Source organism: Natrialba aegyptia DSM 13077, from assembly GCF_000337535.1.
In the GTDB taxonomy this organism is placed as follows: Archaea; Halobacteriota; Halobacteria; order Halobacteriales; family Natrialbaceae; genus Natrialba; species Natrialba aegyptia.
Genome location: NZ_AOIP01000031.1, coordinates 337,456 through 360,389, shown reverse-complemented (window position 1 = coordinate 360,389; position 22,934 = coordinate 337,456). Strand labels below are relative to the sequence as shown.

Genomic DNA, 22,934 nt, shown 5'->3' with positions numbered 1-22,934 from the left:
CTCGAAGGTACCGCGCTCGGACGCCTAAATCGTTCGCTCTCGGACTACGCTTGCATGGCCTGACCCGGCCGGCTCCAGTTCGCGCCGAAACAGCGGACTACCGCTGGGTCACGTCGCCGAAAGAAGTCGGAATCGTCGCCGTCGCTGGGCGGTTCAGCGATTATTCGAACTGATCAAGACACGTCTGATACTCGTCTTCGACCGACTCCCAGTTGATGACGTCGAAGAACGCGTCGATGAAACTGCCACGGTCCGGACCGTAATCGTAGTAGTAGGAGTGTTCCCAGACGTCCAGTGCAAGGATCGGATGGGAACCCCAGAGCGCGTGGAGGTCGTGGCGATCGACTTTCAGGTTGCGCAGTTGCTTCGCAACCGGATCGTACACCAGTAGCGCCCAGCCGCCGGCAGCGCCCGCGGCGGCTTCGAACTCGCCCTTCCAGGCTTCGTAGGACCCGAAGTCCTCTTCGATGCGGGTGGCGAGATCGCCTTCCGGCTCGCCACCGCCATTCGGGGACATGTTCTCCCAGAACAGCGTGTGCAGATAATGCCCACAGCCGTTGTGGGTCACGTTCTCCATCGCTGCGGGCGTCGACTCGAAATCGCCGTCCTCGCGGTTCTGTTCGAGTTCTTCTTCCGCCGAATTCAGGCCGTTGACGTAACCCTGGTGGTGCGTGTCGTGGTGCCAGGTGAGGACCTGCTCGGAAATCGACGGTTCCAGTGCATCGTAATCGTACGGTAGTGGGGGGAGTTCGTGATCAGTCATGGATAACACCTGTGTATGATAGCAGTTCATTCCAACGCGTACCGGAATGAGGGGGTATCATAGCGCACAGTTCTCGTCCGCGTACTGTTGCGTCCGAGTCCAGTTGCGTTGACACCGAGTATCGTGTTAAAACTTTCAGCAGCGTTCAGCGGTTCAGTGCTGGCGCTGGATCTCCCGGGTGAGGCCGCCCGCAACTACGATCGCTGTTCTTTGTGATACGCGTGTTCGAGCCACTCCTCCAACGTGGGTTGAGACCAGTAACGAACCGTCTCGGTACGCTGGTCCTGTTCAAGGACACCTGCATCCTCTAGCTTTGGAAGGTGGACGTGTTGCAGCTCTGTTCGAACGAGCTGTTGCAAGTCATCGGTGGCTGTCGTCTCCGACGGTGCGAACTGTCGGTCGAACGCACAGATGCAATCCGTTAGTTCGTCGATCGTTGCGACATCGTCCGACTGCTCGTACAGCGTATACAGCGCGTATCGCCGCCGCCGGTTTGACAGCAGGTCGAACACGCGGTCGAGCGATGGCGTCGCTTCGACCGCCCGTTGTGTCGACTCCCGCTTCGTTTCACGCATCCACAGACCACCTACCGTATATTACCATTCGAAACCACCACGAGCCTATACTGCAGCCGGCACATTAGATGTTACGTCTACCTGTACCATACGTTGGACTAAATTCCTGTTCGAACGCCCCGAGTAGAACCGCTCTTTCCCCCGCAGGTGACCGCTAGACTCATAACCCGGATCCGATGGCTATGTTCACCAGCGTTGATCGTTGATAGTTCCTGATCGACGAAGGACCCGCGTTGCCGCGAAAATCAGCCGAGTTCTGAAACTGCGTCTGAACTCGAACGGGTCGCCGTCGTCGTTATTCGTAGAGCCACGTAGCGTCGTGCTGATCGTAGTCGATCAGTTCGGCGTCGTCGAAGTGGATCGAAATCTCGCGTTCGTTTGCGCCCTCGTCCTCGTGGTCGGCCGCGTGGACGACGTTGCGGCCGAGGTCGAGTGCGTAGTCGCCACGAATCGTTCCCGGCGCGGCTTCGAGCGGGTCGGTTTCGCCGATCATCTGGCGGACCTGTCGGGTTGCGTCCTGGCCTTCCCAGACCATCGGGACGACCGGACCGCCGGTAATAAAGTCGACGAGGTCGTCGTAGAACGGTTTGTCTTCGTGTTCGCTGTAGTGTTCTTCCGCCCGGTCGCGAGGCATGTTTTCGACCTTGATACCGACGAGCTTCAGCCCGCGGTCCTCGAGTCGAGAGATGACCTCGCCCACGAGTCCGCGCGCGAAGGCGTCGGGCTTGACCATCACGAAGGTGCGTTCGTGGTCGCCCATCAGGCTTCACTCTCCTCGGCTTCGTCAGCTTCGGTCTCGTCGACGGTTTCGTCCCCGGCGGGAACGTCCGCTTCGTCATCCTCGGCGACTTCGGACTCGGTCTCGAGGTCCTCGTCTTCGCTGGCTTCGACGACTTCGTCCTGGTCGGCCTCCTCGCCGGCGGGCGTGTCGGCGTCGGCCGGGCCCTTACCGGCACGACCTTCCTCGGTCCACTCGAGATCGCGCGGTTCGCGACCGAGTTTGTAGTTCTTCTCTGCCTTCGAGTCGACGAAGTGGAGCACGGTGCCGTCGGTCTTGACGTACATGATGCCCGTGCCGGGTTCGATTTCTTCGCCTGTGTAGTCGCAGGTTCGTTTCTCGACCATTGGTTACTGTCCTCCGATGGAGTCCGCCTCGCGGGCGGTCTCGCGAAGTTGGAGCACGTCCCCTTCGCGGACCGGCCCGAGACAGTTACGGGTAATGATGCGTCCCTGGTTCTCGCCCTCCTTGATCCGGCACTTGACCTGCATGGCTTCACCGTGCATGCCGGTCTTGCCGACGATCTCGATGACCTCGGCGGGCGTGGAGCCGCTTTCTTCCTCTTCAGCACTCATCTCTGATCACCTCAGTCGAGGTCCTCGACCTTGTCGGCGATGTCTTCGACGTCGCCTTCGGCCTCGCCCGTGTCGACGATCGCTGCGGCGGCCGAGCCGACCTCGAGACCGGCAGCGTGGCCGACGTCGTCCTGCGTCTCGATGAAGACGACAGGAATACCCTTCTCGTCTGCGAGTTCAGGGAGATGCATGACGATTTCTTCGGGGGAGACGTCCTCGGCGACGTAGACGAGATCGGCGTTGCCGCGCTCGATCGCCTTGGTGGTTTCGTTGGTTCCTTTCTTTACTCGGCCCGTGTCTCGTGCGACCTCGAGCGCCTCAAGGGCGTCATCTGCGAGGTCGGCTGGGATGTCGGTTGTGACGTAGACTGACATTGGTTGTTCACCTCTCCTACGCGTGGGCTCGCGCTCCCCTGCCCTCGAGGATCCGGTTCGAACTCCGGTCCCGGGTTCGATTTTGGGTTTCGGCATCGACTCCGGCTCCGGAAACCAGACCCCAGGCCGGGCGATGCCCGGCGGAGGTCCTGTAAGGCTAGGAGCATCATCAACCCCGCGTAGGGTGTACTACGTCAGTAGCGTTGCCCCCCTTAAAAGCGTGTTCAAAACGCTGGGCGGTTGTGACCTCGACGCACAGTCGGCCCGGGCGCGAAGTCACACAGTATTACGGGTCCGCGTCCTAACCGCGAGTATGAACGTCGGCACCCTCGCGAGTTCACTTTCCCGCGAGGCTCGGGAGACGAACGAGCGGCGGGCGCTCGTCCTCGGCGGCGACCGCGAGCGGGGCTATGCCTGTCTCGAGGCGATCCTCTCGACGCTGCCGGTCGGCATCACTGACACAACGCTCGTCGGCCCCGAGGATCGGCTTCGCTGCGAGCAGATCGAACAGCCACATGCGGGAAGACTCCTCGGAACGACCCGGCAGGTGGTGATCGTCGACGCACACGAAGATCTGCAGCCGAATGCGCTCGGCCAGGTCGTCGGTGCCGTCGACGGCGGCGGTCTGCTGATCCTGCTCACGCCTGCAGCCGAGACGTGGTCCGATCGGCGAAACGGCTTCGACGAGTCGCTGGCTGTTCCGCCTTTCACGATCGACGACGTGACCGGCCGGTTCAGACGCCGACTGGTCGAGACGATCCGGGAGCACCGCGGCATTGCAGTCGTCGAGTTCAGTGACGACGGGGACACGGGCAGCGCCGAGCCTGCGGCGCTCGCCGAGGACGAACTCGTCGCAAATGGCCTGACGAACCCCGCGCCGATCCTATCGACCCCGGACACTGCGCCCGCCGCAGGTATCCCACCCGACGCCGCGTTTCCAGCGGCCGCCTACGAGGCCTGTCTCACCGGTGACCAGGTCGAGGGGCTCGCCGCCCTCGAATCGCTCGCCGAACCCGGCCGAGCCGTCGTCCTCGACGCCGACCGCGGCCGCGGCAAATCGAGCGCCGCGGGACTGGCCGCCGGCTGCTTCGCGCTTGCAGGTGAATCGGTACTCGTCACCGCGCCGTCAGTTGCTAACGCGACCGAACTGTTCGACCGCGCCGACGAACTCGTCGCTGAACTCGACGCCGAGGCGTCCGTCGCTGCGGATTCTCAGGGCGTCCCTCGCGAGATCGAGACGAGTTCAGGCGGGCGCGTCCGATTCCGTGACCCGTCCGCTGCGGCGAGCGAGTGCGAGGCGGCGGACGTCGTCATCGTCGACGAAGCCGCCGCGCTTCCGGTATCGACGCTCGAGTCGTTCCTCGCCGCCGACCGCATCGCGTTCGCGACGACGATCCACGGCTACGAGGGGGCGGGGCGGGGCTTTTCCGTGCGGTTTCGCGACCGCCTTGCCGAGAGCGACCACGACGTGACCGAGCGGACGCTTACCGACCCGATCCGCTACGCAGCGGGCGATCCGGTCGAGGTGTGGGCCTTCCGCGCGCTACTGCTCGACGCTCGGCCGCCCGTGGCTCCGCTCGTCGCCGACGCGACCCCTGATTCTGTCGAGTATCGTCGGCTCGACCCCGACGAGCTGCTCGCAGACGAACGCTTGCTCCGGGAGGCCTTCGGACTCCTCGTCCTGGCCCACTACCGCACCGAGCCGAACGACCTGGCCAGACTGCTCGATGCGCCGAATCTCGAGGCCCGCGCGCTGGTTCACGGCGGCCACGTCGTAAGCGTCGCGCTGCTCGCCCGCGAGGGAGACCTCGACGCCGAGGCGCGAGCGATGGTGTACGAGGGCGGGCGCATCCGCGGGAACATGCTCCCGGACGTGCTCACGAGCCAACTTCGCGACGAAGCGGCCGGCGAACCGGCCGGCGTGCGCGTCGTTCGTATCGCGACCCACCACGAGGTGCGCGCTCGCGGCCTCGGATCGCGCCTGCTCGAACGCGTGCGCGGCGAGTTCGGTTCGACCGTTGACTGGCTCGGCACCGGCTTCGGCGCGACGCCGGGCCTGCTGTCGTTCTGGCGCGAGAACGGCTTTCGAACACTGCACGTCTCGACGACGCGCAACGACGCGAGCGGGGAGTACTCGGCGCTCATGCTCGATCCGACGAGCGACGCAGGCCGTGCACTTTACGACCGCCACGCCGAGCGATTCGCCCGCCGATTCCCCGCGCTCTGTACCGATTCACTCGCGGATTTGGACCCCGACGTGGCCCGCGAAGTACTGCGGAGCACCCCCGACGAGGCCGCGCCGCCGCTCGAGTTCAGCGATCACGAGTGGCGGATCGTCGCCGGGGCGGCCTACGGCCCCGGCCTGTTCGATGTCGATCCCGGTCCCTTCCGTGAACTCGCGGGTCGGTACTTCCTCACGAAGCCGGACGCTGTCGATCTCTCCGCGCGCGAAGAGCGGCTGCTCGTCTTGCGGGTGCTTCAGGGAACGGATTGGGCGACGGTTGCGGATCGGCTCGAGTTCCACTCAGCGGGGCAGTGCATGCGGGCACTCGGCGAGGCGTTCCAGCCGCTGGTGGACGAATACGGATCGGCGGCGGCGCTGGAGGTCCGAGATCGGTTCACTACCGAGTAGCGACTCAGGCGAACAGTCGTCTGAGCACCGATTCGGGGAGGGCCCGTAACGCCCACGCGACCAGCCGCCAGCGGCGCGTCACGTAGGCGTGCTCGCGCTCGGCACGGATCGCAGCCGCGATTTGACTCGCCGCCGTCTCCGGTGAACTCTGCCAGAACGAGCCGTAAGAGAGTTCAGTGTCGACGAACCCGGGTTCGATAGTCGTGATCGTCACGTTCGTGTCGGCACCGGCCTGTCGGCTTCGCAACCCCTCGAGATAGCGCGAGACGTACGCTTTCGAGGCGTTATAGGCCTGTGTCCCACCGTTACCGAAGTGAGCGGCGACGGAGGAAATGCCGACGAGATGGCCGTCCGAGTCGCCCGGAGTGGGCGACCGGCGCTCGAAATGGTCCATCGCGGCCGTCGCGAGCGCGGTGAACCCGCGTACGTTGACATCGATCGTCCGGCGTTCGGTTTCCCAGTCGAGGTCGTAATTCGTATCGCCAACTCCGGCGCTGATGACGACGAGATCGACCGAGTTCATCGCGTCGGCAAGCGACCGAAACCGGTCGCGGGCAGCGTCCGGTTCTGTGACGTCCATCGTTGCGACGTACGCTTTCGTCGGGAGCGACGCGCCGAGGTCTTTGAGGCGGTCCGTCCGTCGTGCGGCCAGCCCGATTTCGTAGCCGTCGGCGGCGAGTTCACGCGCGAGGGCGGCACCGATACCGGAGGAGGCACCGATGATGATCGCGCCGCGCGGATCGGCCGTCTGTGCTGTCATGTCACGAGATGGTCACGCGGCAACCGTAACAGTACTGATGGCGGTACGGCTTTGCCGTTCGCTGCCGTTGGGTGTCGTATGGTAGATGCGGGACTCGTGCTTGCGGTCGCGGTGCTCCTCGGCGGTGTCCTTGGAACGGTGATGCCGCTCGTCCCGGGAGGGGCGCTCTCACTGTCTGGCGTGTATCTCTACTGGTGGCTCTCCGGATTCACAGCGCCGGGACCGATTGCGCTTGCCGTCCTCACGATCCTTGGACTGGTGACGCTGTTTGTCGAACTCTTTGCGGGGTCGATCGCAGCGCGAGCGGGCGGTGCCTCCTGGGTGACGACCGGGCTCGCTGCTGTGGTCGGGGTCGTGTTGATGGTTGTGACTGGTCCGCTCGGCTTACTGCTCGGGTTATTCGGTACTGTCTTCGCCGTGGAGTATCTGCGAGTCGGGGATCTAGACCGGAGCACGCAATCAGCGATCTACGCGACAGTCGGTATTCTGGCCTCGACGGCGATCCAGGTGTTGTTGACGGTGTCGATTCTCTGTGGCTTTCTCATCGCGGTTGTCGTTCTGTGAGTGACAGACGGTCGTTTCTGAGACTCTTCGAGACGTGATTGAACGTCCAAAAATACAACCATATATGGTCTAAAAAACTGAGATAGTCATCAGTGTGCCGGATTTGATTTAACACTTGTGGGTGTTGTAGGGCGAGACATGGTAGAAAACGATTCCACGACGCGGCGGACGGTCCTCAAGATATCCGGTGCCGTCGGTGCGGCCGGTCTTCTCGCGGGTTGTGCGGATAACGGCGGCGGCGGTGGAAACGGTGGCGGCAACGGCGGCGGAAACGGCGGCGGCAATGGTGGCGGAAACGGCGGCACAGATGTCAGCGAGTGGGAAGGAGTCAGCGAAATCGAACTCACCGGTGTGACAAGCGGTTGGGAAGGGAATTCGCCGAGCCCGATCGAGGGGGAGACCAACCCCTCGCTGGTCCTCTTCGAAGGCGAGTCCTACGAGATCACCTGGGAGAACGGCGACGGAGCCAATCACAATCTCGAAATCGTCGACGAGAACGACGAGGTCGTCAACGACCTCTCCACCGAGCAGATGAACGAGGAAGGCGAAACGCAGACCCTCGAGATCGAGGAAGTCACGAGCGAGATGGCCGAATACGTCTGCCGCCCACACGAGAACCAGATGCGCGGAACGATCGACTTACAGCAGGGTTCGGGCGGCAACGGCGGTGGAAACGGTAACGAGACCGGCAACGGTAACGAAACCGAGAACGGCAACGAAAGCATGGAGAACGGTAACGAGAGCGAAAACGGCAACGAAAGCATGGGGAACGGCAACGAGAGCGACGAATAACGCTCCCGTCGCACCCGTACCTGCACCCGAACTCGCCGAACGATCGTCCCAACCGAAGCGATACCATTTTCGTCGATAGCTGCGCTCGACCGGCGTTCCGATCCACCAGCGCCCCGGCGCAGTCTCGATGAGAATCGTGACCCGTCCGGTCACATCAGTCGTGCGTGTAGTACGCTACCGTTTCGTCGCCATCGCGGTGATCGATTCGGGCGAACCCAACCCGTTCGAACTGCACCATCTCGTCCGATTCGAGTTCAGCAACGCCGGGTTCCGCTTGCCCGGACACGTCACCCGTAATCGTTCGCAGTCGAACCGGGACGCTCTCGGCCGCCGGGACCCAGTGGACGACATCGACACCCTCCTCGCGGACCGCGTCGATATCCGCGCCGGTGAACTCGAGTCCGTCCGCGGTGGCCTCGACGCAGCCGAGTCCCTTGAGCCAGACGCGCGTTCCGTCGTCGGGGATGTCAGCCGGTTCGAGCAGGACGGCGTCGCCGACGGGGATTTCTCGGACGCCGCGCTCTTCGTGATCCGGATGGAGCGGCGGAGTGGCTTCTGCGGGCGGCTCGCCGCCGAGTGCGAGTTCAGTGCCGTTGCGGACGAGGAACCGACGGTCGGTTTCGTCGTCGATGAGGTCGCGGTTGGTCGCGTAGATGGCGCTCATCGCGAGGTCGACGTCGCTCGTCGAGGTGCCGAGTTCGACCATCGCGTCGACGATGGCCTCGCCGCGAATGCCCCGGCGGCGGAGGCTTTTGAGCGTCGGCGCGCGCGGGTCGTCCCAGCCGTCGAGTTCGCCCTCGTCGATCAGTTCGGAAATCGTCGAGGTGCTCATCTTCACGTCGTAGGCGTCGACCTGAACGTGGCCCCAGTGGATGACTTCGGGGTACTCCCAGTCGAAGTAGTCGTAGACGAACTGCTGGCGTTTCGCGGAGTCCTGCAGGTCGATCCCACGGATGATGTGAGTGATTCCGAGCAGGTGATCGTCGATTCCGGACTGGAAGTCGAGCATCGGCCAGCATCGGTACTCGCTTGCCTCCTCGCGGGGGTGTGGCGTGTCGATCATCCGGAACGCGACCCAGTCGCGAAGGGCGGGGTTTTTGTGCTCGATATCGGTTTTGACCCGGAGCACCATCTCGCCGCTCTCGTACTCGCCGGCGACCATGTCCTCGAACTCCCCGTGGACGGTGTCGGCGTCCTTGTCGCGGTGCGGACAGGCCTCACCCGCGTTCTTCAGTTCGGAGAAGGCCTCTCCCGAACAGGAGCAGGTGTAGGCACCGCCCATGTCGATCAGGTCGCGAGCGTGCTGGTAGTACGTCTCGAGCCGGTCGCTGGCTCGATACACGTCGTCGGGTTCGAACCCGAGGTAGTCGAGATCGTCGAGAATCGCGTCGTAGGCGTCGAGGTCCGGTCGTTTCGTCTCGGGGTCCGTGTCGTCGAACCGGACGCAGAACCAGCCGTCGTAGCGATCGCGGTACGTGCCGATGACCGCCGGCATTCGCGCGTGGCCGACGTGCCAGGGCCCGTTCGGATTCGGCGCACACCGCATGCGGACTTCGTCAACGTCGTCCACGTTAGGAAGGGACGGCAGATCGTGTTCGTCTTCCTCGTCTTCCGCCTCGAGTTCGGCGAGTTCATCCGGCGCGAGTTCTTCGAGGCGCTCGCGTTTGTCGTCGTACGCGAGATCGTTGACCCGGCCGATGACGCCGCCGATGACGCCGGGGATGTCGTCTGCGTGCGCTCTGAACTCGGGGTTGTCGCCCATGAGCGGCCCCATCACGGCACCGACGTTGGCGTCGCTTTCGTGTTTGACGGCGTTTAACAGCGCGTGTTTCTCGGCTTCGCGCTCGACGCGCTCGCGGAGATCGTCGTTCATTACTCGGGGGTATTGGTGCCCGGACCAAAACCCTCGCGGTGTCGGTCCGTCGGACCGGCCGTCGGTTCCGCGGATCGTCGATCCGCCGACTGGCGGCCGCTCAATATCCGGGGGAACTGCTACCCGTGTCCGTGACGAACGAGAACTATGGACACGATGTCTCGACCCGGAACGTCGTCGATACGGGACGGCCTCGTCGCGCTCGGACTCGTCCTGGGGGTGAACGCGCTCGGCGCGTCACCGGCGGTGTTCATCGGCTCCGACACGGGCTGGATTGATCGGCCGTGGTTCTATCCGCCGGAGATCGCCTTTCCGATCGTCTGGACGCTCCTGTTCACGCTGATGGGAGTGGCCCTGTTTCTCGCGTGGCGCCGCACCCGCGAACTCGGGTCCGACCGCCGTCGGGACCTCGGCCTCGCGCTCGGGGCCTTCGTCGTCCAATTCGCGTTGAATCTCGCCTGGACGCCGGTGTTCTTCGGGCTCCGGCGACCCGACCTCGGCCTCGTCGTCATCGGCGCCCTCTGGATCGCGGTGGTCGGCACGCTCGTCGCGTTCGCTCGCCTCGATCGGCTGGCGGCCGGGCTACTCGTGCCGTACCTCGGCTGGGTCTCGTTCGCGTTCGCCCTCAACTACGCGATCTACGCCGCCGGCTGATCGTCGCGTACCGACGGTTCGAAAAGCCGCGGATCCGGTCGGGCGGTTCAGTAGCCGCGTTCGATCAGGTAATCCGCGAGCTGACAGAGTAACTCGCGGGCCTCGTTGTTCGGCAGAACCTCGAGTCGCCGTTTCCCCTGATCGACGAGGTCGCGTGCCGTGGTGTTAGCGTAGTCGATCGAGCCGGCGGCCTCGAGTTCGGCGACGGCGTCGTCGATTTCGGCTTCGGTGACGGCGTCGACGTCCTCGGTGTCGACGAGGTCCTCGATAGCGACGCCCTGATCGCGGGCGTGGACGGTGATGAGCGTCTGTTTCTCCTCGACGAGGTCGCTACCGCGCTGTTTGCCGAGTTTGTCGCTCGGGACGGTGAGATCGAGCACGTCGTCCTGGATCTGGAAGGCGCGGCCGATGTCGAGCCCGTAGCCGTAGAGGGCATCGATCGTCTCCTGGTCTGCACCCTGGAGGATGGCCGGGAGACACGCGGAAGCGGCGTAGAGGACGGCGGTCTTCTGTTCGACCATTTCGAGGTACTCCTCGGGGACGATAGCGTCGCGCTCTTCGAAGGTTACGTCGAGCGCCTGGCCCTCGCAGATCTTCGTACAGGTCGTCGCGAGCACGTCGAGCGCGTCGACCATTCGGGACGGGTCCGCGCCCGTCTCGAGCATGATCTCGAAGGCTTTCGAGTAGAGCGTGTCGCCGGCCAGAATCGCCGTCTCGAGGTCGTACTCACGGTGGACGGCGGGGACGCCCCGTCGGAGGTCGTCGTCGTCCATGATGTCGTCGTGGATCAGCGTAAACGACTGGATGACCTCGACGCTGACGGCGGCGTCCATGAGATCGATCGGCTCGCCGGTCAGCGTCGGGAACGTCCGATAATCAGTCGTCAACGGCTCGACATCCGCGAGCGCTTCGGCCGTTGCGAGCAAGACGGTCGGTCGCAACCGTTTCCCGCCCGCGTCGAGGAGGTATCGCGAGGCCTCGTAGAGCCGTTCTGGCCGCTGGATCGGCAACTCCTCGGGAATCGCGTCGTTAACCAGTTCGCGGCGCTCTCGAACCGCTTCGAGTACCGCCTCCTCACGTGCCTTGGGGGTTGTCATATCACTCGACAAGCTGGATAAGGTTCCCGTTGCGCGTCGCGTGGAGGTCCCGACCGAGCTGGTATCCCTGGTTCTCGGCGAGGTCGATGTACTTTGCCAGGTGCTCTAGGTCCTGGTGGGCAGGGATGATGTTCTGCGGCTGGAGCGCCTCGAGCATCTGATAGTGGCCTTCCTGGTTCATGTGGCCGGAGACGTGGATGTCGTCGTAGATGCGGGCACCCTGCATGCCGAGCAACTTCTCGGCCTGGTAGCGCTGGCCCTCGTTGGTCGGCTCCGGAATAACGCGAGCCGAGAAGACGACCTTGTCACCGTTGTCCAGTTCGTACGGCGTCTCGCCGCGGGCCATTCGCGTCAGCATCGCGCGTGGCTCTCCCTGGTGGCCGGTGACGACGGGGAGGAAGTTCTCCTTGCCCTCGTTCATGATTCGCTTGAAGGTGCGGTCGACGGACTTGCGGTGCCCGAACATTCCCAGATCGGTCGGGAAGTCGACGAAGTCGAGTCGCTCCGCGGTGCCGGAGTACTTCTCCATCGAGCGTCCGAGCAGGACCGGCTGGCGACCGATATCGTCGGCGAACTCGACGAGGCTCTTCACGCGGGCGATGTGACTCGAGAACGTCGTCGCGACGATCCCGCCGTCGTAGTCCTCCATGCTGTAGAGGGTATCCCGAAGGTGTTCACGCGCAACGTTCTCGGAGGGCGTTCGTCCCTTCCGGCCAGCGTTCGTACAGTCCTCGATGTAACAGAGAACGCCTTCTCCCTCGCGACCGATTTCGCGGAACCGTTCCATGTCGATCGGATCGCCGAGCACCGGCGTGTGGTCCATGCGCTTGTCCAGCCCGTAGACGACCGCGCCTTCGGGCGTGTGAAGCACCGGGTTGATCGCGTCGATGATCGAGTGCGTGACGTTGACGAACTCGAGATCGACCTTGCCGGAGTCGCCGATCGACATCGTCTCGCCCGGATCCATCTTGATCAGGTCGTTCTCAACGCCGAATTTCTGTTCGCTCTCGATCTGCTGTTTGACCAGTTCGATCGTAAACGGCGTGGCGACGATCGGCGCGTCGTACCGGTGGGCCAACTTCGAGATGGCACCGATGTGGTCCAGGTGGCCGTGGGTGGGTACGATGGCCTGAACGTCGCCTTCGAGGTCGCTCATGACCCGATCGTCCGGGATTGCGCCCATGTCGATCAGGTCGAGACTGTGCATCCGCTCGGTTTCGACGTTGTCGTGGATCAGAACCTGCGAGAGGTTCAGTCCCATGTCGAAGATAACGACGTCGTCACCGGCGCGAACGGCAGTCATCTGCCGTCCGACTTCTTCGTAGCCGCCAATTGTTGCGATTTCGATTTCCATAGTTCGTAGCACTGAAAGTCCGTATGACTCTCATCGAAACAGTCCGCGGACTTCGATTCATCCGGCCCCGGCGTCTTACAGCACGTCGGCCATCCCGCTATGCGCTCGGCAACCCGTGATTAGCCGGCGTTCTCCGGCCAATCACACCGAGACGCACTTGCCCGCGGGTTTCGCTATCCCCATCTACACGCCCGGGTGTTAAAAACACAGTGGGTTACACATCACCGGTATCGGGGCGAGAAGACGGGTCAGAACAGCCTTACTGAACCGTCGTTCCCGGGTTTTCACCCGCGAGGAATCGCTCGATTCCCTCGAGTCCGAAGATCGACGCCTCGGCGTCGAGTTCGAGAAGCGCCCGTACCTTCGCGGCCATTCCACCGGTCACGTCGGTCGACTCGCTCTCGCCGAGCACGTCCGCGACGGCGTCGAACGATCCGATTTCGGGGACGACCGTATCCGCGTCGTCGAGAACGCCGGGGACCGTCGAACAGAGGCCGATCCGATCCGCATCGAGACTGCAAGCGAGTTCAGCGACGAGTTCGTCGCCGCTGACGACGGTCGTGCCTTCGCCGACGTGGGCAACGAGGTCGCCGTGGAGGACCGGAACGAACCCCTCCCCGACGAGCGCCTCGACCTGCCCGCTCGGAAGCACGAGTTCGCCGTCGGCATCGCGGTGGGCCGCAGAGAAGGGATGCACCGGCACCGCCGGCACGTCGCGCTCGAGGAGGCGGCTCAGGACGAACTCGTTCAGCGTCGTCATCGCGCCGTGGATGTCGTGGACGGCGGCCGGATCGCGGCTTCCCGCAGTCGTGGTCACGCCGTGTTCGCTCGCGTTGTGGTGGCCGAAGCTGCCGCCGCCGTGAACGATGACGAGTTCGTCGCCCGCGCTGTCTCCGTTCGAATCGAACGCGCTCGCGACCGCGTCCGCCGCCGCTGCGAGCGACTGCCCGTCGAGCGTTTCCGGCCGATCTTTGTCGGTGATCGCGCTGCCGCCGAGTTTCAGGACGATCATTCGATCCGGCGCACCCCCTCCTCGGCGAGTTCGGCGCGGAAGGCGTCCTCGCAACCCGGGGTGAACGACAGGGCCGTCTCGGTTTCCTCGGTCGGGTCCAGGGCGACGATACAGCCGCCGCCGCCGGCACCCGTCAACTTCGCGCCGTGGGCCCCGGCGTCGCGGGCCGCCCAGACCATCGTCTCGAGCGAGCGCGAGGACACGCCGAGCGCCGAGAGCAGCCCGTGGTTGAAGTTCATGAGTCGCCCGAGTTCAGCGGTGTCGCCGTCGGCGAGGGCCTCCTCTCCGTTTCTAACGATGTCGCCGATCGCTCCGATCGTGTCCGCGGCGAACTCGTACTCCTCGCGGAGGGTGCGCACGCCGGAAACGAGTTCACCCGTCTCGCCGGCGCCGCCGTCGAAGCCGATCACGAGGGGGAGATCGGGGGCGTCGATCGATCGGCAGTCGTCGCCCTCGACGCGGACTGCGCCGCCCGTCGCCGAACAGAACGTGTCCGCGCGTGACGCTTGGCCGTCCTGGACCTCGTGTTCGGTTCGGTAGGCGCGCTCGGCGAGCTCGGCCGGCTCGAGCGTCGTCCCGAGCGCGCGGGTGCCGGCGTCGATCGCCGCGACGACGACCGCCGCGGAGGAGCCGAGTCCCGCCCCGAGCGGGATGTCGCTCTCGATCGTCACGTCGAAGCCGACTTCATCCTCGCCGGTAACCTCGCGAACCTGCTCGATCGCGCTGTCGACGTACTGCGTCGCGGCCATGAGCAGCGACTCCGATGCGTTGACGTCGGGCCGCTCGTCGGCCCCGCCGCCGTACTCGACCGTAAAGCCGTCCAGACTGAGATCCTCGGCGTGAACTCGCAGTTTGCTGTCGTCCCGGCGTTCGACGCCGACCCGTGCTCGCACCTCGATCGCACACGGGACGGCGGGTTCGCCGTAGACGACCGCGTGCTCCCCGAAGAGATAGACCTTCCCGGGGGCGCTCGAGACTGTCATATCCGGCCGTTCGTACGACGGCGATTAATACCTATCCTCTCGAGATCGTTCGAGCCCTACGTCGCCGCCTGTAGTCGGACTTAAGCCGGTGTCGTTCGAACGCCGGCGTATGTCTCTCGTGCTCCCCAGCGAACTCGTCGTCGATCGATTCCTCCCGACGGTGCGGGCGATGCTCGCCGCCGAACTCGCCGAGCGCGGGATGACCCAACAGGAAATCGCCGCCGACCTCGGCGTTACCCAGGCCGCAGTCAGCAAGTACGTAAGCGGCGAGAGCGGCGGCGACGACCGCTTTCGTGACGACCCGGAAACCGTCGCCACGGTCGAGCGCATCGCCGACGGCCTCGCGAGCGGCGAGATGGACGACTACGACGCCCTCGCCGAACTCCTCTCGCTCGTCCGCAGTCTCGAGGACCGGGGCCCGATCTGTGAACTCCACGAGGAGGAAATGCCCGCGCTCCGGGGCCTCGGCTGCGATCTCTGCGTGCGTGGCCTCGATCCCGAGGTCAGCGCCGAGCGGGACGTGCTCGCAACCGTCCGAACGGCCGCCCGAACGCTCGCCGCAACGCCGGGAATGGTCGACTGCATTCCGAACGTCGGCACGAACGTCGGAATGGCGCTTCCGAACGCGCGCGACGAAACCGATGTCGCCGCCATCCCCGGACGTATCTACGCCATGGGCGGGCGCATCGAAATCCCTGCACATCCCGAGTTCGGCGCGTCGAAACACGTCGCGACCGCCGTCCTCGCCGCGGGTGCGATCGACCCGGCCGTTCGCGGCGCGATCAATATCGCGACCGACGATGCGATCCTCGAGGCTGCCCGCGAGATGGAACTCGATCCGCTCGAGTTCAGCGCGGAGTACGAGGACCGCGGCGAGCACCTCCGAACGCGGTTCGAGGAACGAGGCGGCGTGCCGCGAGTCGCCTATCACAGCGGCGCGTTCGGTATCGAACCGGCGACGTACGTGTTCGGTGAGAGCGCCGACGATGCGGCCGCTCTGATCGGGGAACTGCTCGACGAAGCGATGGCATAGTACTGGCGACTACCGCTGTCGTCTCTGTCGTGCCCGCTATGCCTCTGGAAGCGCTCTGGAACGAAAAAAGCTAAATAATTGAAATAAGCGAAGTAAGCGAAGTCCTCACAGACGTGTCGAACGCAGCCGTCACCTCCGACGACGCCGCCCTCCGAACGCACTTGGCAGCCCTCCTCGAAACCGGCGAGTCAGCCGACGGCCGCACGACATTCACGGACTACACTGTCGAGACGATGGGTTCTCGACTTCGAACCGTCTACGAGCAGTGTCTTCGCGAGACGGAGCCCGCCCAGTAACCGAACTGAACTCGTGGAATCTCGGCGCTATCACTGGCGTACAGCCACTTGCCGGCTCAGTCCGTGATCGGCAATTGCGACTGCCGGGTGCTCAGAACAGCACGACCGCCAGCCCGCGATAGACCAGTCCCAGCGCGAAAACCGCGATCAACCCCGCCGTTGCGAACACGACGGCCGGTGAAAGCCGCTCTTCTTCCGCGGTAAACAGCCAGTCTGACATCTGTATACCTGAACTCGTCGGGGGCCACACCTAACTTCTTCGCTCGAAGACAGACACTCGACGCGACCTGCGTGAGAAGCAAGGAAACTGAGACGGAACAGTTCGATTCGAAAACCGAATCTAGACGCCGCTTTCGAAGTCCTCGAGCGAGTAGGACGGCTCGGCACCGCGGCGGTCGAGAACCTCGTTTGCGAGCAGCCAGTAGACGACCGAAAGGGCCTTTCGACCCTTGTTGTTCGTCGGAACGACGAGGTCGACGTTGCTGACTTGGTTGTTCGAGTCACACATCGCGATGACTGGAATACCGACCGTGATGGCCTCCTTGACGGCCTGGGCGTCGCCGATCGGGTCAGTGACAACGACAACGTCGGGTTCGATGTAGCCGTCGTACTTCGGATTCGTCAGCGTGCCCGGGATGAAGCGGCCGGTGCGAGCACGAGCGCCCACGGCTTCGGCGAACTTCTCCGCCGGGAAGCGCCCGTACTGGCGGCTCGACGTGACCAGGATCTGCTCCGGGTTGTAGTTCGAGAGGAAGTCCGCAGCCGTGCGGATACGGCTGTCGGTCTTCGAAACGTCGAGGACGTAGAGTCCGTCGGTCCGGACGCGGTGGATGAACCGCTCCATGTCGTTGGTCTTTTGCTGGGTCCCGATGTGGACGCCAGCGCCGAGGTAGTCCTCGACGGGGATGAGCAGGTCGGCCTCCTCGTCGGACATCACGTCGTCGTCGAGGGTCGGGCCGGATGCTTCCTCCTCGTCGGTTGGTTCTGCCGCGGCGTCGGCCTCGTCGGCCTCGGCGGTGGCGGACTGTTCGTCAACTGGCTCGACCTCCTCGTCGGGATCTGCGGCGGGACCAGCGCCCTCGGCTGGCTCCTCCTCGATCTCCTCTTCGGCAGCGTCGAGCCCTTCCTGGGTCGTATCGTTATCTGTCATGTCGCGTCGTCTGCGATTCTGATGAGCTCGTTGAGCTTTGCGGTTCGCTCGCCGCCGACGGCACCCGTCTTGATGAAGGGAGCGTCGGTCGCGACGGCGAGGTGTGCGATCGTCGTGTCCTCCGTTTCGCCCGAGCGGTGCGAGACGACCGAATCGTAGCCGTTTGCGGTCGCGAGTTCGATCGCGTCGAAGGCGTCGGTCAGCGTGCCGATCTGGTTCGGCTTGATCAGGATACTGTTGGCTGCGTCCTGCTCGATTCCCTCGCGGAGGCGATCCGTGTTGGTGACGAACAGATCGTCGCCGCAGATCAGCGTCTGGTCGCCGACTCGATCGGTCAGGTCGGCAAAGGCCTCGTAGTCGTCCTCGTCGAGCGGGTCCTCGACGTACACGAGGTCGTACTCTTCGACGAGGTCGGCGATGTACGCGATCTGTTCGTCCGTGTCGCGAGTAGTATCGCTGAACTCGTAGGTTCCGGAGTCGGCGTCGTACAGCTCCGCGCCGGCGACGTCGAGCCCGAATCCGATCTCGAAACCGACTTCGTCTTCGACGGCCGAGACCGCTTCGTCGACGATCTCGAACGCCTCCTCATCGTCGATCGAGGGGGCCCACGCGCCTTCGTCGCCCTTGCCGCAGGGGTGATCGCGTTCTGCGAGTAGGTCGGCGATAGCGGCGTGGACGGCTGCGTTCGCGAAGACGGCGTCTTCGACGCTCGGTGCGCCGACGGGTGCCGCGAGGAACTCCTGGATATCCGTTGCGTCGGCGGCGTGTTCGCCACCGCCGACGACGTTGCCGAGTGGAATCGGGAAGTTCTCGCCGCGGAAGGTGCCACCCAGATGCTGGAACAGCGGTGCACCGAGCACGTCGGCCCCGGCCTTTGCAGCAGCCATCGAGATGGCGACAGCGCTGTTTGCGCCGAGTTTCGAGAAGTCGTCAGTGCCATCTGCGGCGTGCAACAGTGCATCGACCTCGCGCTGGTTGCCGGCGTACGCCTCTCCCACGAGCCGCGGAACGGCGTGTTCACGGGCAGCGGCGATTGCCTCGCCGGGCGGTCGCTCGACGGCTTCGTACTCGCCGGTACTGGCACCGCTTGGCGCTGCAGCGCGACCGAACCCACCGCTCTCGGTGAGCACGTCCGCCTCGACCGTCGGATTGCCCCGCGAGTCGAGCACGCGTCGGAGTCGAACGTCGGTGATGAGCGTCATTGGTTACTCGCCTCGCTTGACGGTAAACGGCAAGACACCGGCATCGTACTCCTCCGCGGCGATCAGGATCGGCTCGGTCTGCTCGGTCTCGATCAACACCGGCGCGCCGTAGGAGACCTGCAGCGCTCGCGCACCGAGGATACGGGCTTTCTCGTAACGATTGTGGTGCTGTTGTTGCATGGTTACTGATAGGGGGAGACGACGTCAACCAGGTCAGTGTGACTGACGAGCATCCGCCGACAGCAGTAGCGGTCGACTCCGAGTTCGTCGAGGACCTTCTCGGGGTCCTCGTCGCCCTCGTTTGCTCGTTCGTCGAACTCCTCCCAGTGTTCGCCGACGACCGTGCCACAGGTGAAACACCGAACCGGTACCATCATGCTTGAATCACCTTAGCGGTAGGACTTCTGGTAGCGCGCCCGAGCGCCCGGGCCGCCCCACTTCTTTGGTTCGGACTGTCGAACGTCGTTGACCAGCAGCGAGCGATCGAACTCCATGAACGCATCGCGGAGTTCGGCGTCGTTCGCGTGCTGGACGATGCCGCGTGCGATGGCGGTGCGGACGGCGTCTGCCTGGCCGCTGATACCGCCACCCTCGACGTGGACTTCGATGTCCACGCCGTCACGCAGGTCGTCGCCTGCGATGCGGAACGGCTCTAGCATCTTGAGCCGGGACATCTCGGGTTCGACCAGTTCGACTGGCTTCGAGTTGATACGGACGCGACCCTCGCCCTCGCGAACGGTTGCGCGGGCGACGGCCGTCTTCTTCTTGCCACTCGTATTGGTTACCATGTAACGTTAGCACCGAGTTGGTCTGAGACTTCGCCCAGGTGGACGAAGCGAATGTTCGAAAGTCGGTCCAGCGACGTTCCTTCGAGGATGTCGGCCTCGAGTTCGTCATCGTCTTCGTAGGGATTGCCGACGTAGACGCGGACGTTGTCGAGCGCTTCGCGACCGCGGGGCTTCTTGTACGGAAGCATGCCGCGAACGGAGCGCTTGAAGATCGTGTCCGGCCGTTTCGGGTAGTACGGCCCGCTATCGGAGCTGAGCTGGAGCCGCTTGCGGTAGGTGCCGAAGATATCTTCCTTGTCGCCGGTGATCACGGCGTCTTCGGCGTTGACGATCGCGACGCGGTCGCCGTCCAGGGCGCGCTGGGCGACCTGGCTGGCGATACGACCGAGAATACAGTCGCGGGCGTCGACGACGATATCTGCGTCGAACTCTGCGATACTTGCACTCATCGAATCACCCGTACGTCGGAGCCGTCTGGGTTTTCTTCGAGCACGTGCTCGAGCGGTACTGACTCGCCGACCTGGTCGATCTTCGTCTCTGCGGACGAGGAGAAATCGACGGCGGCGACGGTCACGTTCTTCTGTAGTGCGCCCGATCCCAGCACCTTGCCGGGAACGACGACGGTCTCTTCTTCGCGTGCGTATCGTTCGATACGGCCCAGGTTTACCTCTGCGTGGGTGCGCCGGGGCTTTTCGAGACGATCCGCAATGTCCTGCCAGACGTCGGCGTCCGCTTTTCGGGACGTCGACTTCAGCTCGGCGATAAGATCGTTGAGCCTCGGATTGGTCTTGCTACTCATTGGTTTCCTCCAAATCTGCGAGATCGACACAGAATTGAGTACTGTGTCGAGTGGAATCGAGTTCCGATACGAGAGATCGTCGACCGGGATTGCGGTGACGGTGACGATGACGATAGCGATCGTAATCGCCATTGGCATCGCGATCGTCAACACACCGGTCGACGGACGAGAACTGATGCAGGGAGCAGGATTTGAACCTGCGGACTCCTACGAGACAGCGCCCTGAACGCTGCGCCGTTGGCCTGACTTGGCTATCCCTGCTCGCACTCTCGTCTATCCGTCGCCCCTTCAAACCCCTTTCGATTCCAGCTTGAATACGCGAGCCGGTGCCAGTCTCGTCGCTCGCGGCGCTGACAGCCGGTCCGCGTTCGTATCGGTTGGATCGGGGGCGTCGGATCATTTGCTCTATAGCTGTACTGCGTCTTCGAGTTCAGTCGCGCGAGATTCGATGGTCTCGGCGGCGCGGGTGACCAGGTCTTCGACCGTGAACGAGCCGTCGGTCTCGACGTGGAAGACGAAGGCGTTCGGCACGTCCTCGACGGTCACGTCCTTGCCCGGATAGCGGTTCGAGAGGTCGTGGTCGAACTCGCTCGTGGGAACGAGTTCGCCGTCGTCCTCGATCACGCCGCGGACGATCCGACTCTCGGAGTCTTCGAACTCGGGGAGATCCTCGACGGCGGCGACACGCTGCAGGTGGCGGTAGCCGACTGCGACACCGCCCTGGTGTTTGGCGTGGTCCTTGCCGCGGTCGAGAACGGCGTCTGCCTCGGCCTCGAGACGCTGATCGTCTTTGAGGTCGATGATCGGCACGTTCTCGTCTGCGGGCTGGACGAGTTCGTCGCTCGAGATGAGATCGCCCGAGTAGGCGGTCGCTGGCCCTTCGACGTCGATCGAGAGCGTGACGGTATCGTCCTCACCGAACTCGCCTTCGGGCGGGGTCGAAAGCGGGACGAGCCCGAGCCGAAGTGCGAGTTGCTCGTCGAACATGACCGACGAGTTCTCCACGAACCGAACGGTGTCGATCGCCATCGTCGGCACGTCGGCGAGCATCGCGCGACGGATGCCGTTGGCAAACGCGGGCGTGATGCCGCGGACGAGGAACCGGGCGTCTCGGTCCTCGCGTTCGACGAACTCGACGTCGTACGCTACACTCATGGTCTAGTAGCCGCCCTTGCCTTTCGGTGCGCGCGATCCGTCGTGTGGGATCGGCGTGACGTCCTCGATGCGCCCGATCTCGATGCCCGAGCGGGCGAGCGCACGGATCGTCGCCTGCGCGCCGGGACCGGGGGACTTCTGGAGGTTGCCACCGGGGCCGCGAACGCGAACGTGCAGGCCCGTGATACCGGCGGCCTTGACTTCCTCGGCGACGGATTCGGCCATCTGCATCGCGGCGTAGGGCGAGGCCTCGTCGCGGTTTTGCTTGACGGCCGTCCCGCCGGAGGACTTGGTGATGGTCTCCGAGCCCGTGAGGTCCGTCACGGTCATGATGGTGTTGTTAAACGATGCGTGCACGTGGGCTACGCCCCACTTTTCGTCGTCCTGACTCATGTTACTGACCCTCCGCCCGCTCCGGGTGGAGTTCGTCCGCGAGTGGACTGTTCTCGTCGAAGGCAACGAGGTCTTCCTCGTCGACGTCGACGACGTACGATGGGATTCGCTGGCGCTGGTCTCCGACGACGATGTGGCCGTGGGAGACGAACTGTCGCGCCTGCTGGGTCGTGTTTGCGAGTCCCTTGCGGTAGACGACCGTCTGGAGGCGACGTTCGAGGACGTCCTCGATTTCGAGCGAGAGGACGTCACCGAGTTCGTCCGCCTCGTCCAGAATGCCGACGCGTTTGAGCCGTCCGAGGAATTCCTCGGAGCGACGGATAACGGCTTCGTCGCCCTGGGCCTGGCCGAGCAGGTCGCGGGCCTCGCGCCGGTAGGAGCGAAGCTGGGACTGCGCGCGCCAGAGTTCCTCTTTGTTTTTCAGGCCGTAGCGGTCGAGCAGGGAGTGTTCGGTGGTGATGCGTTCACCCTGGTAGGGGTGATTCGGCGTCTCGTACTGCTTGGTGTCGGTGCCGAGTGGCATTAGTCCTCCCCCTCCTCTTCGGCGGCTTCTTCGGCCGCTTCTTCGCGGATCTCTTCGACGTTGACTCCGATGGTGCCCTCCGTTCGACCGGTGGACTTGGTACGCTGACCGCGAACCTTCTGGCCGCGCTTGTGGCGCGTGCCTTTGTAGGAGTCGATCATCTTCATCCGGTTGATGTCGTGTTGACGACTCAGCTGGAGATCGTTGCCGATCTCGTGGGTTGTTTCGCCGGTGTAGAAGTCGTGCTGGCGGTTGTTGAGCCAGTCGGGGACTTCGTCGGCGTAGTTCTCTACGAGTGAAACGACCTCGTCGATGACGTCGTCGTCGAGTCGGCCGAACGTTGCCGTTCGATCGACGCCCGCTTTCTCGGCGATGAGTCGGGCGGTTCGGCGACCGATCCCGTTCATCTCCGAGAGCGAGCGCTCGACGGACTTCGTCCCGTCAAGGTCGGTTTGACCGATACGGACGAAGTACTGAAGGTCTTCGTCCTCTTGCTCTTGGGGTTCTTCCGCGCTCATATGTCGTGTATCTGTGTCTGGTCTGCAGCGGTGCAATCGACTGGCGAAGAGTGCCAGTCTCGGGTATCCGACGTCGTGGCGGGGATTTGAACCCCGGAGGCTTGACGCCACATGGTTAGCAACCATGCGCCTTGGGCCGCTTGGCTACCACGACACCGTGTCTCTATCATCGCCCGTTCGGACTCGGGGACTGCTCCCCTACACGTATCGCAATCGAACGTACCCCCGTCTGGTACTTAAGGGCAACGAAAGGCACCGGCAACCGCTCGGTTACGCAGGCGAGTGTGCCCC

29 protein-coding genes, 2 tRNA genes and 1 pseudogene are annotated in these 22,934 nt (G+C 64.0%); 6 read left to right on the top strand and 26 right to left on the bottom strand.

Annotated features, from left to right (window positions below; translation table 11 throughout):
• Positions 1 to 160: 160 nt before the first annotated feature.
• The 6 genes from sod to rpl7ae all read right to left on the bottom strand — a co-directional run bounded on the left by sod (position 161) and on the right by rpl7ae (position 3,065).
• Positions 161 to 763 carry a superoxide dismutase gene (gene sod, locus C480_RS12920; RefSeq protein WP_006666057.1) on the bottom strand — a complete coding sequence of 201 codons (603 nt, stop codon included), beginning with the start codon at positions 761 to 763 and terminating at the stop codon, positions 161 to 163.
• 194 nt (positions 764 to 957) lie between these two features.
• The gene (locus C480_RS12915; RefSeq protein ID WP_006666056.1) at positions 958 to 1,338 is read right to left on the bottom strand and encodes a DUF7344 domain-containing protein; all 381 of its coding nucleotides are present in this window, start codon (positions 1,336 to 1,338) and stop codon (positions 958 to 960) included.
• Positions 1,339 to 1,633: 295 nt separating this feature from the next.
• Positions 1,634 to 2,098, bottom strand: a complete 465-nt coding sequence (gene ndk / locus C480_RS12910) for a nucleoside-diphosphate kinase (RefSeq protein ID WP_006666055.1) — start codon at positions 2,096 to 2,098, stop codon at positions 1,634 to 1,636.
• Positions 2,098 to 2,463, bottom strand: coding sequence for a 50S ribosomal protein L24e (locus C480_RS12905; protein WP_006666054.1), 366 nt, complete (start codon positions 2,461 to 2,463; stop codon positions 2,098 to 2,100). The genes ndk and C480_RS12905 overlap by 1 nt, the downstream gene beginning before the upstream one ends.
• A 3-nt stretch (positions 2,464 to 2,466) precedes the next feature.
• Entirely contained in the window at positions 2,467 to 2,691 is a 225-nt protein-coding gene (locus C480_RS12900) for a 30S ribosomal protein S28e (protein WP_006064297.1), read from the bottom strand.
• Positions 2,692 to 2,702: 11 nt separating this feature from the next.
• A complete protein-coding gene (rpl7ae, locus tag C480_RS12895; protein ID WP_006108361.1) occupies positions 2,703 to 3,065 on the bottom strand; it encodes a 50S ribosomal protein L7Ae in 363 nt (120 codons plus the stop codon).
• Positions 3,066 to 3,378: 313 nt separating this feature from the next.
• On the opposite strand from rpl7ae, the gene tmcA reads away from it, so the two are divergent.
• A complete protein-coding gene (gene tmcA, locus C480_RS12890; protein ID WP_006666053.1) occupies positions 3,379 to 5,697 on the top strand; it encodes a tRNA(Met) cytidine acetyltransferase TmcA in 2,319 nt (772 codons plus the stop codon).
• A gap of 4 nt (positions 5,698 to 5,701) precedes the next feature.
• Here tmcA and C480_RS12885 read toward each other — a convergent pair whose 3' ends face one another.
• Positions 5,702 to 6,457 (bottom strand): SDR family NAD(P)-dependent oxidoreductase, encoded by a 756-nt coding sequence (locus C480_RS12885; RefSeq protein ID WP_006666052.1) that lies wholly within the window; start codon positions 6,455 to 6,457, stop codon positions 5,702 to 5,704.
• A 78-nt stretch (positions 6,458 to 6,535) separates the two neighbouring features.
• On the opposite strand from C480_RS12885, the gene C480_RS12880 reads away from it, so the two are divergent.
• Together C480_RS12880 and C480_RS12875 are read left to right on the top strand one after the other, a co-directional pair.
• Positions 6,536 to 7,021, top strand: a complete 486-nt coding sequence (locus C480_RS12880; protein ID WP_006666051.1) for a DUF456 domain-containing protein — start codon at positions 6,536 to 6,538, stop codon at positions 7,019 to 7,021.
• A gap of 138 nt (positions 7,022 to 7,159) precedes the next feature.
• Complete coding sequence (locus C480_RS12875; protein WP_006666050.1) at positions 7,160 to 7,813, top strand: plastocyanin/azurin family copper-binding protein; 654 nt, start codon at positions 7,160 to 7,162, stop codon at positions 7,811 to 7,813.
• A gap of 154 nt (positions 7,814 to 7,967) precedes the next feature.
• Here C480_RS12875 and C480_RS12870 read toward each other — a convergent pair whose 3' ends face one another.
• Positions 7,968 to 9,686, bottom strand: coding sequence for a glutamate--tRNA ligase (locus C480_RS12870; RefSeq protein ID WP_006666049.1), 1,719 nt, complete (start codon positions 9,684 to 9,686; stop codon positions 7,968 to 7,970).
• Positions 9,687 to 9,833: 147 nt separating this feature from the next.
• Between C480_RS12870 and C480_RS12865 the strand changes: the two genes are divergently transcribed.
• Positions 9,834 to 10,340, top strand: a complete 507-nt coding sequence (locus tag C480_RS12865) for a TspO/MBR family protein (RefSeq protein WP_006666048.1) — start codon at positions 9,834 to 9,836, stop codon at positions 10,338 to 10,340.
• A gap of 47 nt (positions 10,341 to 10,387) precedes the next feature.
• Here the strand turns inward: C480_RS12865 and idsA3 are convergent, their stop codons facing one another.
• The 4 genes and pseudogenes from idsA3 to mvk form a co-directional block, all read right to left on the bottom strand.
• Entirely contained in the window at positions 10,388 to 11,437 is a 1,050-nt protein-coding gene (gene idsA3, locus C480_RS12860) for a geranylfarnesyl diphosphate synthase (protein WP_006666047.1), read from the bottom strand.
• Position 11,438: 1 nt separating this feature from the next.
• Positions 11,439 to 12,791 (bottom strand): ribonuclease J, encoded by a 1,353-nt coding sequence (locus C480_RS12855; protein WP_006666046.1) that lies wholly within the window; start codon positions 12,789 to 12,791, stop codon positions 11,439 to 11,441.
• A 259-nt stretch (positions 12,792 to 13,050) separates the two neighbouring features.
• The gene (locus C480_RS12850; RefSeq protein ID WP_006666045.1) at positions 13,051 to 13,803 is read right to left on the bottom strand and encodes an isopentenyl phosphate kinase; all 753 of its coding nucleotides are present in this window, start codon (positions 13,801 to 13,803) and stop codon (positions 13,051 to 13,053) included.
• Positions 13,800 to 14,789: pseudogene (gene mvk / locus C480_RS12845) on the bottom strand (mevalonate kinase); the annotation flags it as partial. The pseudogene mvk and the gene C480_RS12850, both read right to left, overlap by 4 nt.
• A gap of 106 nt (positions 14,790 to 14,895) precedes the next feature.
• Here mvk and C480_RS12840 point away from each other — a divergent pair.
• Together C480_RS12840 and C480_RS12835 are read left to right on the top strand one after the other, a co-directional pair.
• Positions 14,896 to 15,819 carry a thiamine-phosphate synthase family protein gene (locus C480_RS12840; protein WP_006666043.1) on the top strand — a complete coding sequence of 308 codons (924 nt, stop codon included), beginning with the start codon at positions 14,896 to 14,898 and terminating at the stop codon, positions 15,817 to 15,819.
• A gap of 113 nt (positions 15,820 to 15,932) precedes the next feature.
• On the top strand, positions 15,933 to 16,115 hold the full coding sequence (locus tag C480_RS12835; RefSeq protein WP_006666042.1) for a hypothetical protein: 183 nt from the start codon (positions 15,933 to 15,935) through the stop codon (positions 16,113 to 16,115).
• Between the two features lie 91 nt (positions 16,116 to 16,206).
• On the opposite strand, the gene C480_RS24550 is transcribed toward C480_RS12835, so the two are convergent.
• From C480_RS24550 to C480_RS12770, 14 genes are all read right to left on the bottom strand, one after another.
• The gene (locus C480_RS24550) at positions 16,207 to 16,335 is read right to left on the bottom strand and encodes a hypothetical protein (RefSeq protein ID WP_006666041.1); all 129 of its coding nucleotides are present in this window, start codon (positions 16,333 to 16,335) and stop codon (positions 16,207 to 16,209) included.
• Positions 16,336 to 16,455: 120 nt separating this feature from the next.
• Positions 16,456 to 17,265 (bottom strand): 30S ribosomal protein S2, encoded by an 810-nt coding sequence (gene rpsB, locus C480_RS12830; RefSeq protein ID WP_006666040.1) that lies wholly within the window; start codon positions 17,263 to 17,265, stop codon positions 16,456 to 16,458.
• On the bottom strand, positions 17,262 to 18,467 hold the full coding sequence (gene eno / locus C480_RS12825) for a phosphopyruvate hydratase (RefSeq protein WP_006666039.1): 1,206 nt from the start codon (positions 18,465 to 18,467) through the stop codon (positions 17,262 to 17,264). The genes rpsB and eno overlap by 4 nt, the downstream gene beginning before the upstream one ends.
• 3 nt (positions 18,468 to 18,470) lie before the next feature.
• Positions 18,471 to 18,647 carry a DNA-directed RNA polymerase subunit K gene (locus C480_RS12820; RefSeq protein ID WP_006666038.1) on the bottom strand — a complete coding sequence of 59 codons (177 nt, stop codon included), beginning with the start codon at positions 18,645 to 18,647 and terminating at the stop codon, positions 18,471 to 18,473.
• A 2-nt stretch (positions 18,648 to 18,649) separates the two neighbouring features.
• The gene (locus C480_RS12815; RefSeq protein WP_004213962.1) at positions 18,650 to 18,844 is read right to left on the bottom strand and encodes a DNA-directed RNA polymerase subunit N; all 195 of its coding nucleotides are present in this window, start codon (positions 18,842 to 18,844) and stop codon (positions 18,650 to 18,652) included.
• Positions 18,845 to 18,856: 12 nt separating this feature from the next.
• Positions 18,857 to 19,255: a 30S ribosomal protein S9 gene (locus C480_RS12810; RefSeq protein ID WP_006666037.1), complete on the bottom strand. Its 399-nt coding sequence runs from the start codon at positions 19,253 to 19,255 to the stop codon at positions 18,857 to 18,859.
• Positions 19,249 to 19,704 (bottom strand): 50S ribosomal protein L13, encoded by a 456-nt coding sequence (locus tag C480_RS12805; RefSeq protein ID WP_006666036.1) that lies wholly within the window; start codon positions 19,702 to 19,704, stop codon positions 19,249 to 19,251. The genes C480_RS12810 and C480_RS12805 overlap by 7 nt, the downstream gene beginning before the upstream one ends.
• Positions 19,701 to 20,054 carry a 50S ribosomal protein L18e gene (locus C480_RS12800; RefSeq protein ID WP_006666035.1) on the bottom strand — a complete coding sequence of 118 codons (354 nt, stop codon included), beginning with the start codon at positions 20,052 to 20,054 and terminating at the stop codon, positions 19,701 to 19,703. The genes C480_RS12805 and C480_RS12800 overlap by 4 nt, the downstream gene beginning before the upstream one ends.
• A 176-nt stretch (positions 20,055 to 20,230) precedes the next feature.
• Positions 20,231 to 20,315 (bottom strand) — tRNA-Leu (locus C480_RS12795).
• A gap of 144 nt (positions 20,316 to 20,459) precedes the next feature.
• Entirely contained in the window at positions 20,460 to 21,209 is a 750-nt protein-coding gene (locus tag C480_RS12790; protein ID WP_006666034.1) for a DNA-directed RNA polymerase subunit D, read from the bottom strand.
• A 3-nt stretch (positions 21,210 to 21,212) separates the two neighbouring features.
• On the bottom strand, positions 21,213 to 21,602 hold the full coding sequence (locus C480_RS12785; protein WP_004213955.1) for a 30S ribosomal protein S11: 390 nt from the start codon (positions 21,600 to 21,602) through the stop codon (positions 21,213 to 21,215).
• Between the two features lies 1 nt (position 21,603).
• Entirely contained in the window at positions 21,604 to 22,125 is a 522-nt protein-coding gene (locus C480_RS12780) for a 30S ribosomal protein S4 (protein ID WP_006666033.1), read from the bottom strand.
• Complete coding sequence (locus C480_RS12775; protein WP_006108387.1) at positions 22,125 to 22,643, bottom strand: 30S ribosomal protein S13; 519 nt, start codon at positions 22,641 to 22,643, stop codon at positions 22,125 to 22,127. Before C480_RS12775 ends, C480_RS12780 begins: the two co-directional genes overlap by 1 nt.
• A gap of 71 nt (positions 22,644 to 22,714) precedes the next feature.
• Positions 22,715 to 22,797, bottom strand: a tRNA-Ser gene (locus tag C480_RS12770).
• Positions 22,798 to 22,934 lie beyond the last annotated feature (137 nt).

Bases quoted from the DNA above. Each gene is read 5' to 3' on its own strand.
- C480_RS12900 (WP_006064297.1), bottom strand. From the start codon at position 2,691: ATGAGTGCTGAAGAGGAAGAAAGCGGCTCCACGCCCGCCGAGGTCATC.
- C480_RS12885 (WP_006666052.1), bottom strand. From the start codon at position 6,457: ATGACAGCACAGACGGCCGATCCGCGCGGCGCGATCATCATCGGTGCC.
- C480_RS12815 (WP_004213962.1), bottom strand. From the start codon at position 18,844: ATGATGGTACCGGTTCGGTGTTTCACCTGTGGCACGGTCGTCGGCGAA.
- C480_RS12775 (WP_006108387.1), bottom strand. From the start codon at position 22,643: ATGAGCGCGGAAGAACCCCAAGAGCAAGAGGACGAAGACCTTCAGTAC.
- sod (WP_006666057.1), bottom strand. From the start codon at position 763: ATGACTGATCACGAACTCCCCCCACTACCGTACGATTACGATGCACTG.
- C480_RS12785 (WP_004213955.1), bottom strand. From the start codon at position 21,602: ATGAGTCAGGACGACGAAAAGTGGGGCGTAGCCCACGTGCACGCATCG.
- idsA3 (WP_006666047.1), bottom strand. From the start codon at position 11,437: ATGACAACCCCCAAGGCACGTGAGGAGGCGGTACTCGAAGCGGTTCGA.
- C480_RS12805 (WP_006666036.1), bottom strand. From the start codon at position 19,704: ATGAGTGCAAGTATCGCAGAGTTCGACGCAGATATCGTCGTCGACGCC.
- C480_RS12840 (WP_006666043.1), top strand. From the start codon at position 14,896: ATGTCTCTCGTGCTCCCCAGCGAACTCGTCGTCGATCGATTCCTCCCG.
- rpl7ae (WP_006108361.1), bottom strand. From the start codon at position 3,065: ATGTCAGTCTACGTCACAACCGACATCCCAGCCGACCTCGCAGATGAC.
- rpsB (WP_006666040.1), bottom strand. From the start codon at position 17,265: ATGACAGATAACGATACGACCCAGGAAGGGCTCGACGCTGCCGAAGAG.
- C480_RS12880 (WP_006666051.1), top strand. From the start codon at position 6,536: ATGGTAGATGCGGGACTCGTGCTTGCGGTCGCGGTGCTCCTCGGCGGT.
- eno (WP_006666039.1), bottom strand. From the start codon at position 18,467: ATGACGCTCATCACCGACGTTCGACTCCGACGCGTGCTCGACTCGCGG.
- C480_RS12905 (WP_006666054.1), bottom strand. From the start codon at position 2,463: ATGGTCGAGAAACGAACCTGCGACTACACAGGCGAAGAAATCGAACCC.
- C480_RS12915 (WP_006666056.1), bottom strand. From the start codon at position 1,338: ATGCGTGAAACGAAGCGGGAGTCGACACAACGGGCGGTCGAAGCGACG.
- C480_RS12820 (WP_006666038.1), bottom strand. From the start codon at position 18,647: ATGCAACAACAGCACCACAATCGTTACGAGAAAGCCCGTATCCTCGGT.
- C480_RS24550 (WP_006666041.1), bottom strand. From the start codon at position 16,335: ATGTCAGACTGGCTGTTTACCGCGGAAGAAGAGCGGCTTTCACCGGCC.
- tmcA (WP_006666053.1), top strand. From the start codon at position 3,379: ATGAACGTCGGCACCCTCGCGAGTTCACTTTCCCGCGAGGCTCGGGAG.
- C480_RS12870 (WP_006666049.1), bottom strand. From the start codon at position 9,686: ATGAACGACGATCTCCGCGAGCGCGTCGAGCGCGAAGCCGAGAAACAC.
- C480_RS12800 (WP_006666035.1), bottom strand. From the start codon at position 20,054: ATGAGTAGCAAGACCAATCCGAGGCTCAACGATCTTATCGCCGAGCTG.
- C480_RS12865 (WP_006666048.1), top strand. From the start codon at position 9,834: ATGGACACGATGTCTCGACCCGGAACGTCGTCGATACGGGACGGCCTC.
- C480_RS12810 (WP_006666037.1), bottom strand. From the start codon at position 19,255: ATGGTAACCAATACGAGTGGCAAGAAGAAGACGGCCGTCGCCCGCGCA.
- C480_RS12875 (WP_006666050.1), top strand. From the start codon at position 7,160: ATGGTAGAAAACGATTCCACGACGCGGCGGACGGTCCTCAAGATATCC.
- ndk (WP_006666055.1), bottom strand. From the start codon at position 2,098: ATGGGCGACCACGAACGCACCTTCGTGATGGTCAAGCCCGACGCCTTC.
- C480_RS12780 (WP_006666033.1), bottom strand. From the start codon at position 22,125: ATGCCACTCGGCACCGACACCAAGCAGTACGAGACGCCGAATCACCCC.
- C480_RS12790 (WP_006666034.1), bottom strand. From the start codon at position 21,209: ATGAGTGTAGCGTACGACGTCGAGTTCGTCGAACGCGAGGACCGAGAC.
- C480_RS12850 (WP_006666045.1), bottom strand. From the start codon at position 13,803: ATGATCGTCCTGAAACTCGGCGGCAGCGCGATCACCGACAAAGATCGG.
- C480_RS12855 (WP_006666046.1), bottom strand. From the start codon at position 12,791: ATGGAAATCGAAATCGCAACAATTGGCGGCTACGAAGAAGTCGGACGG.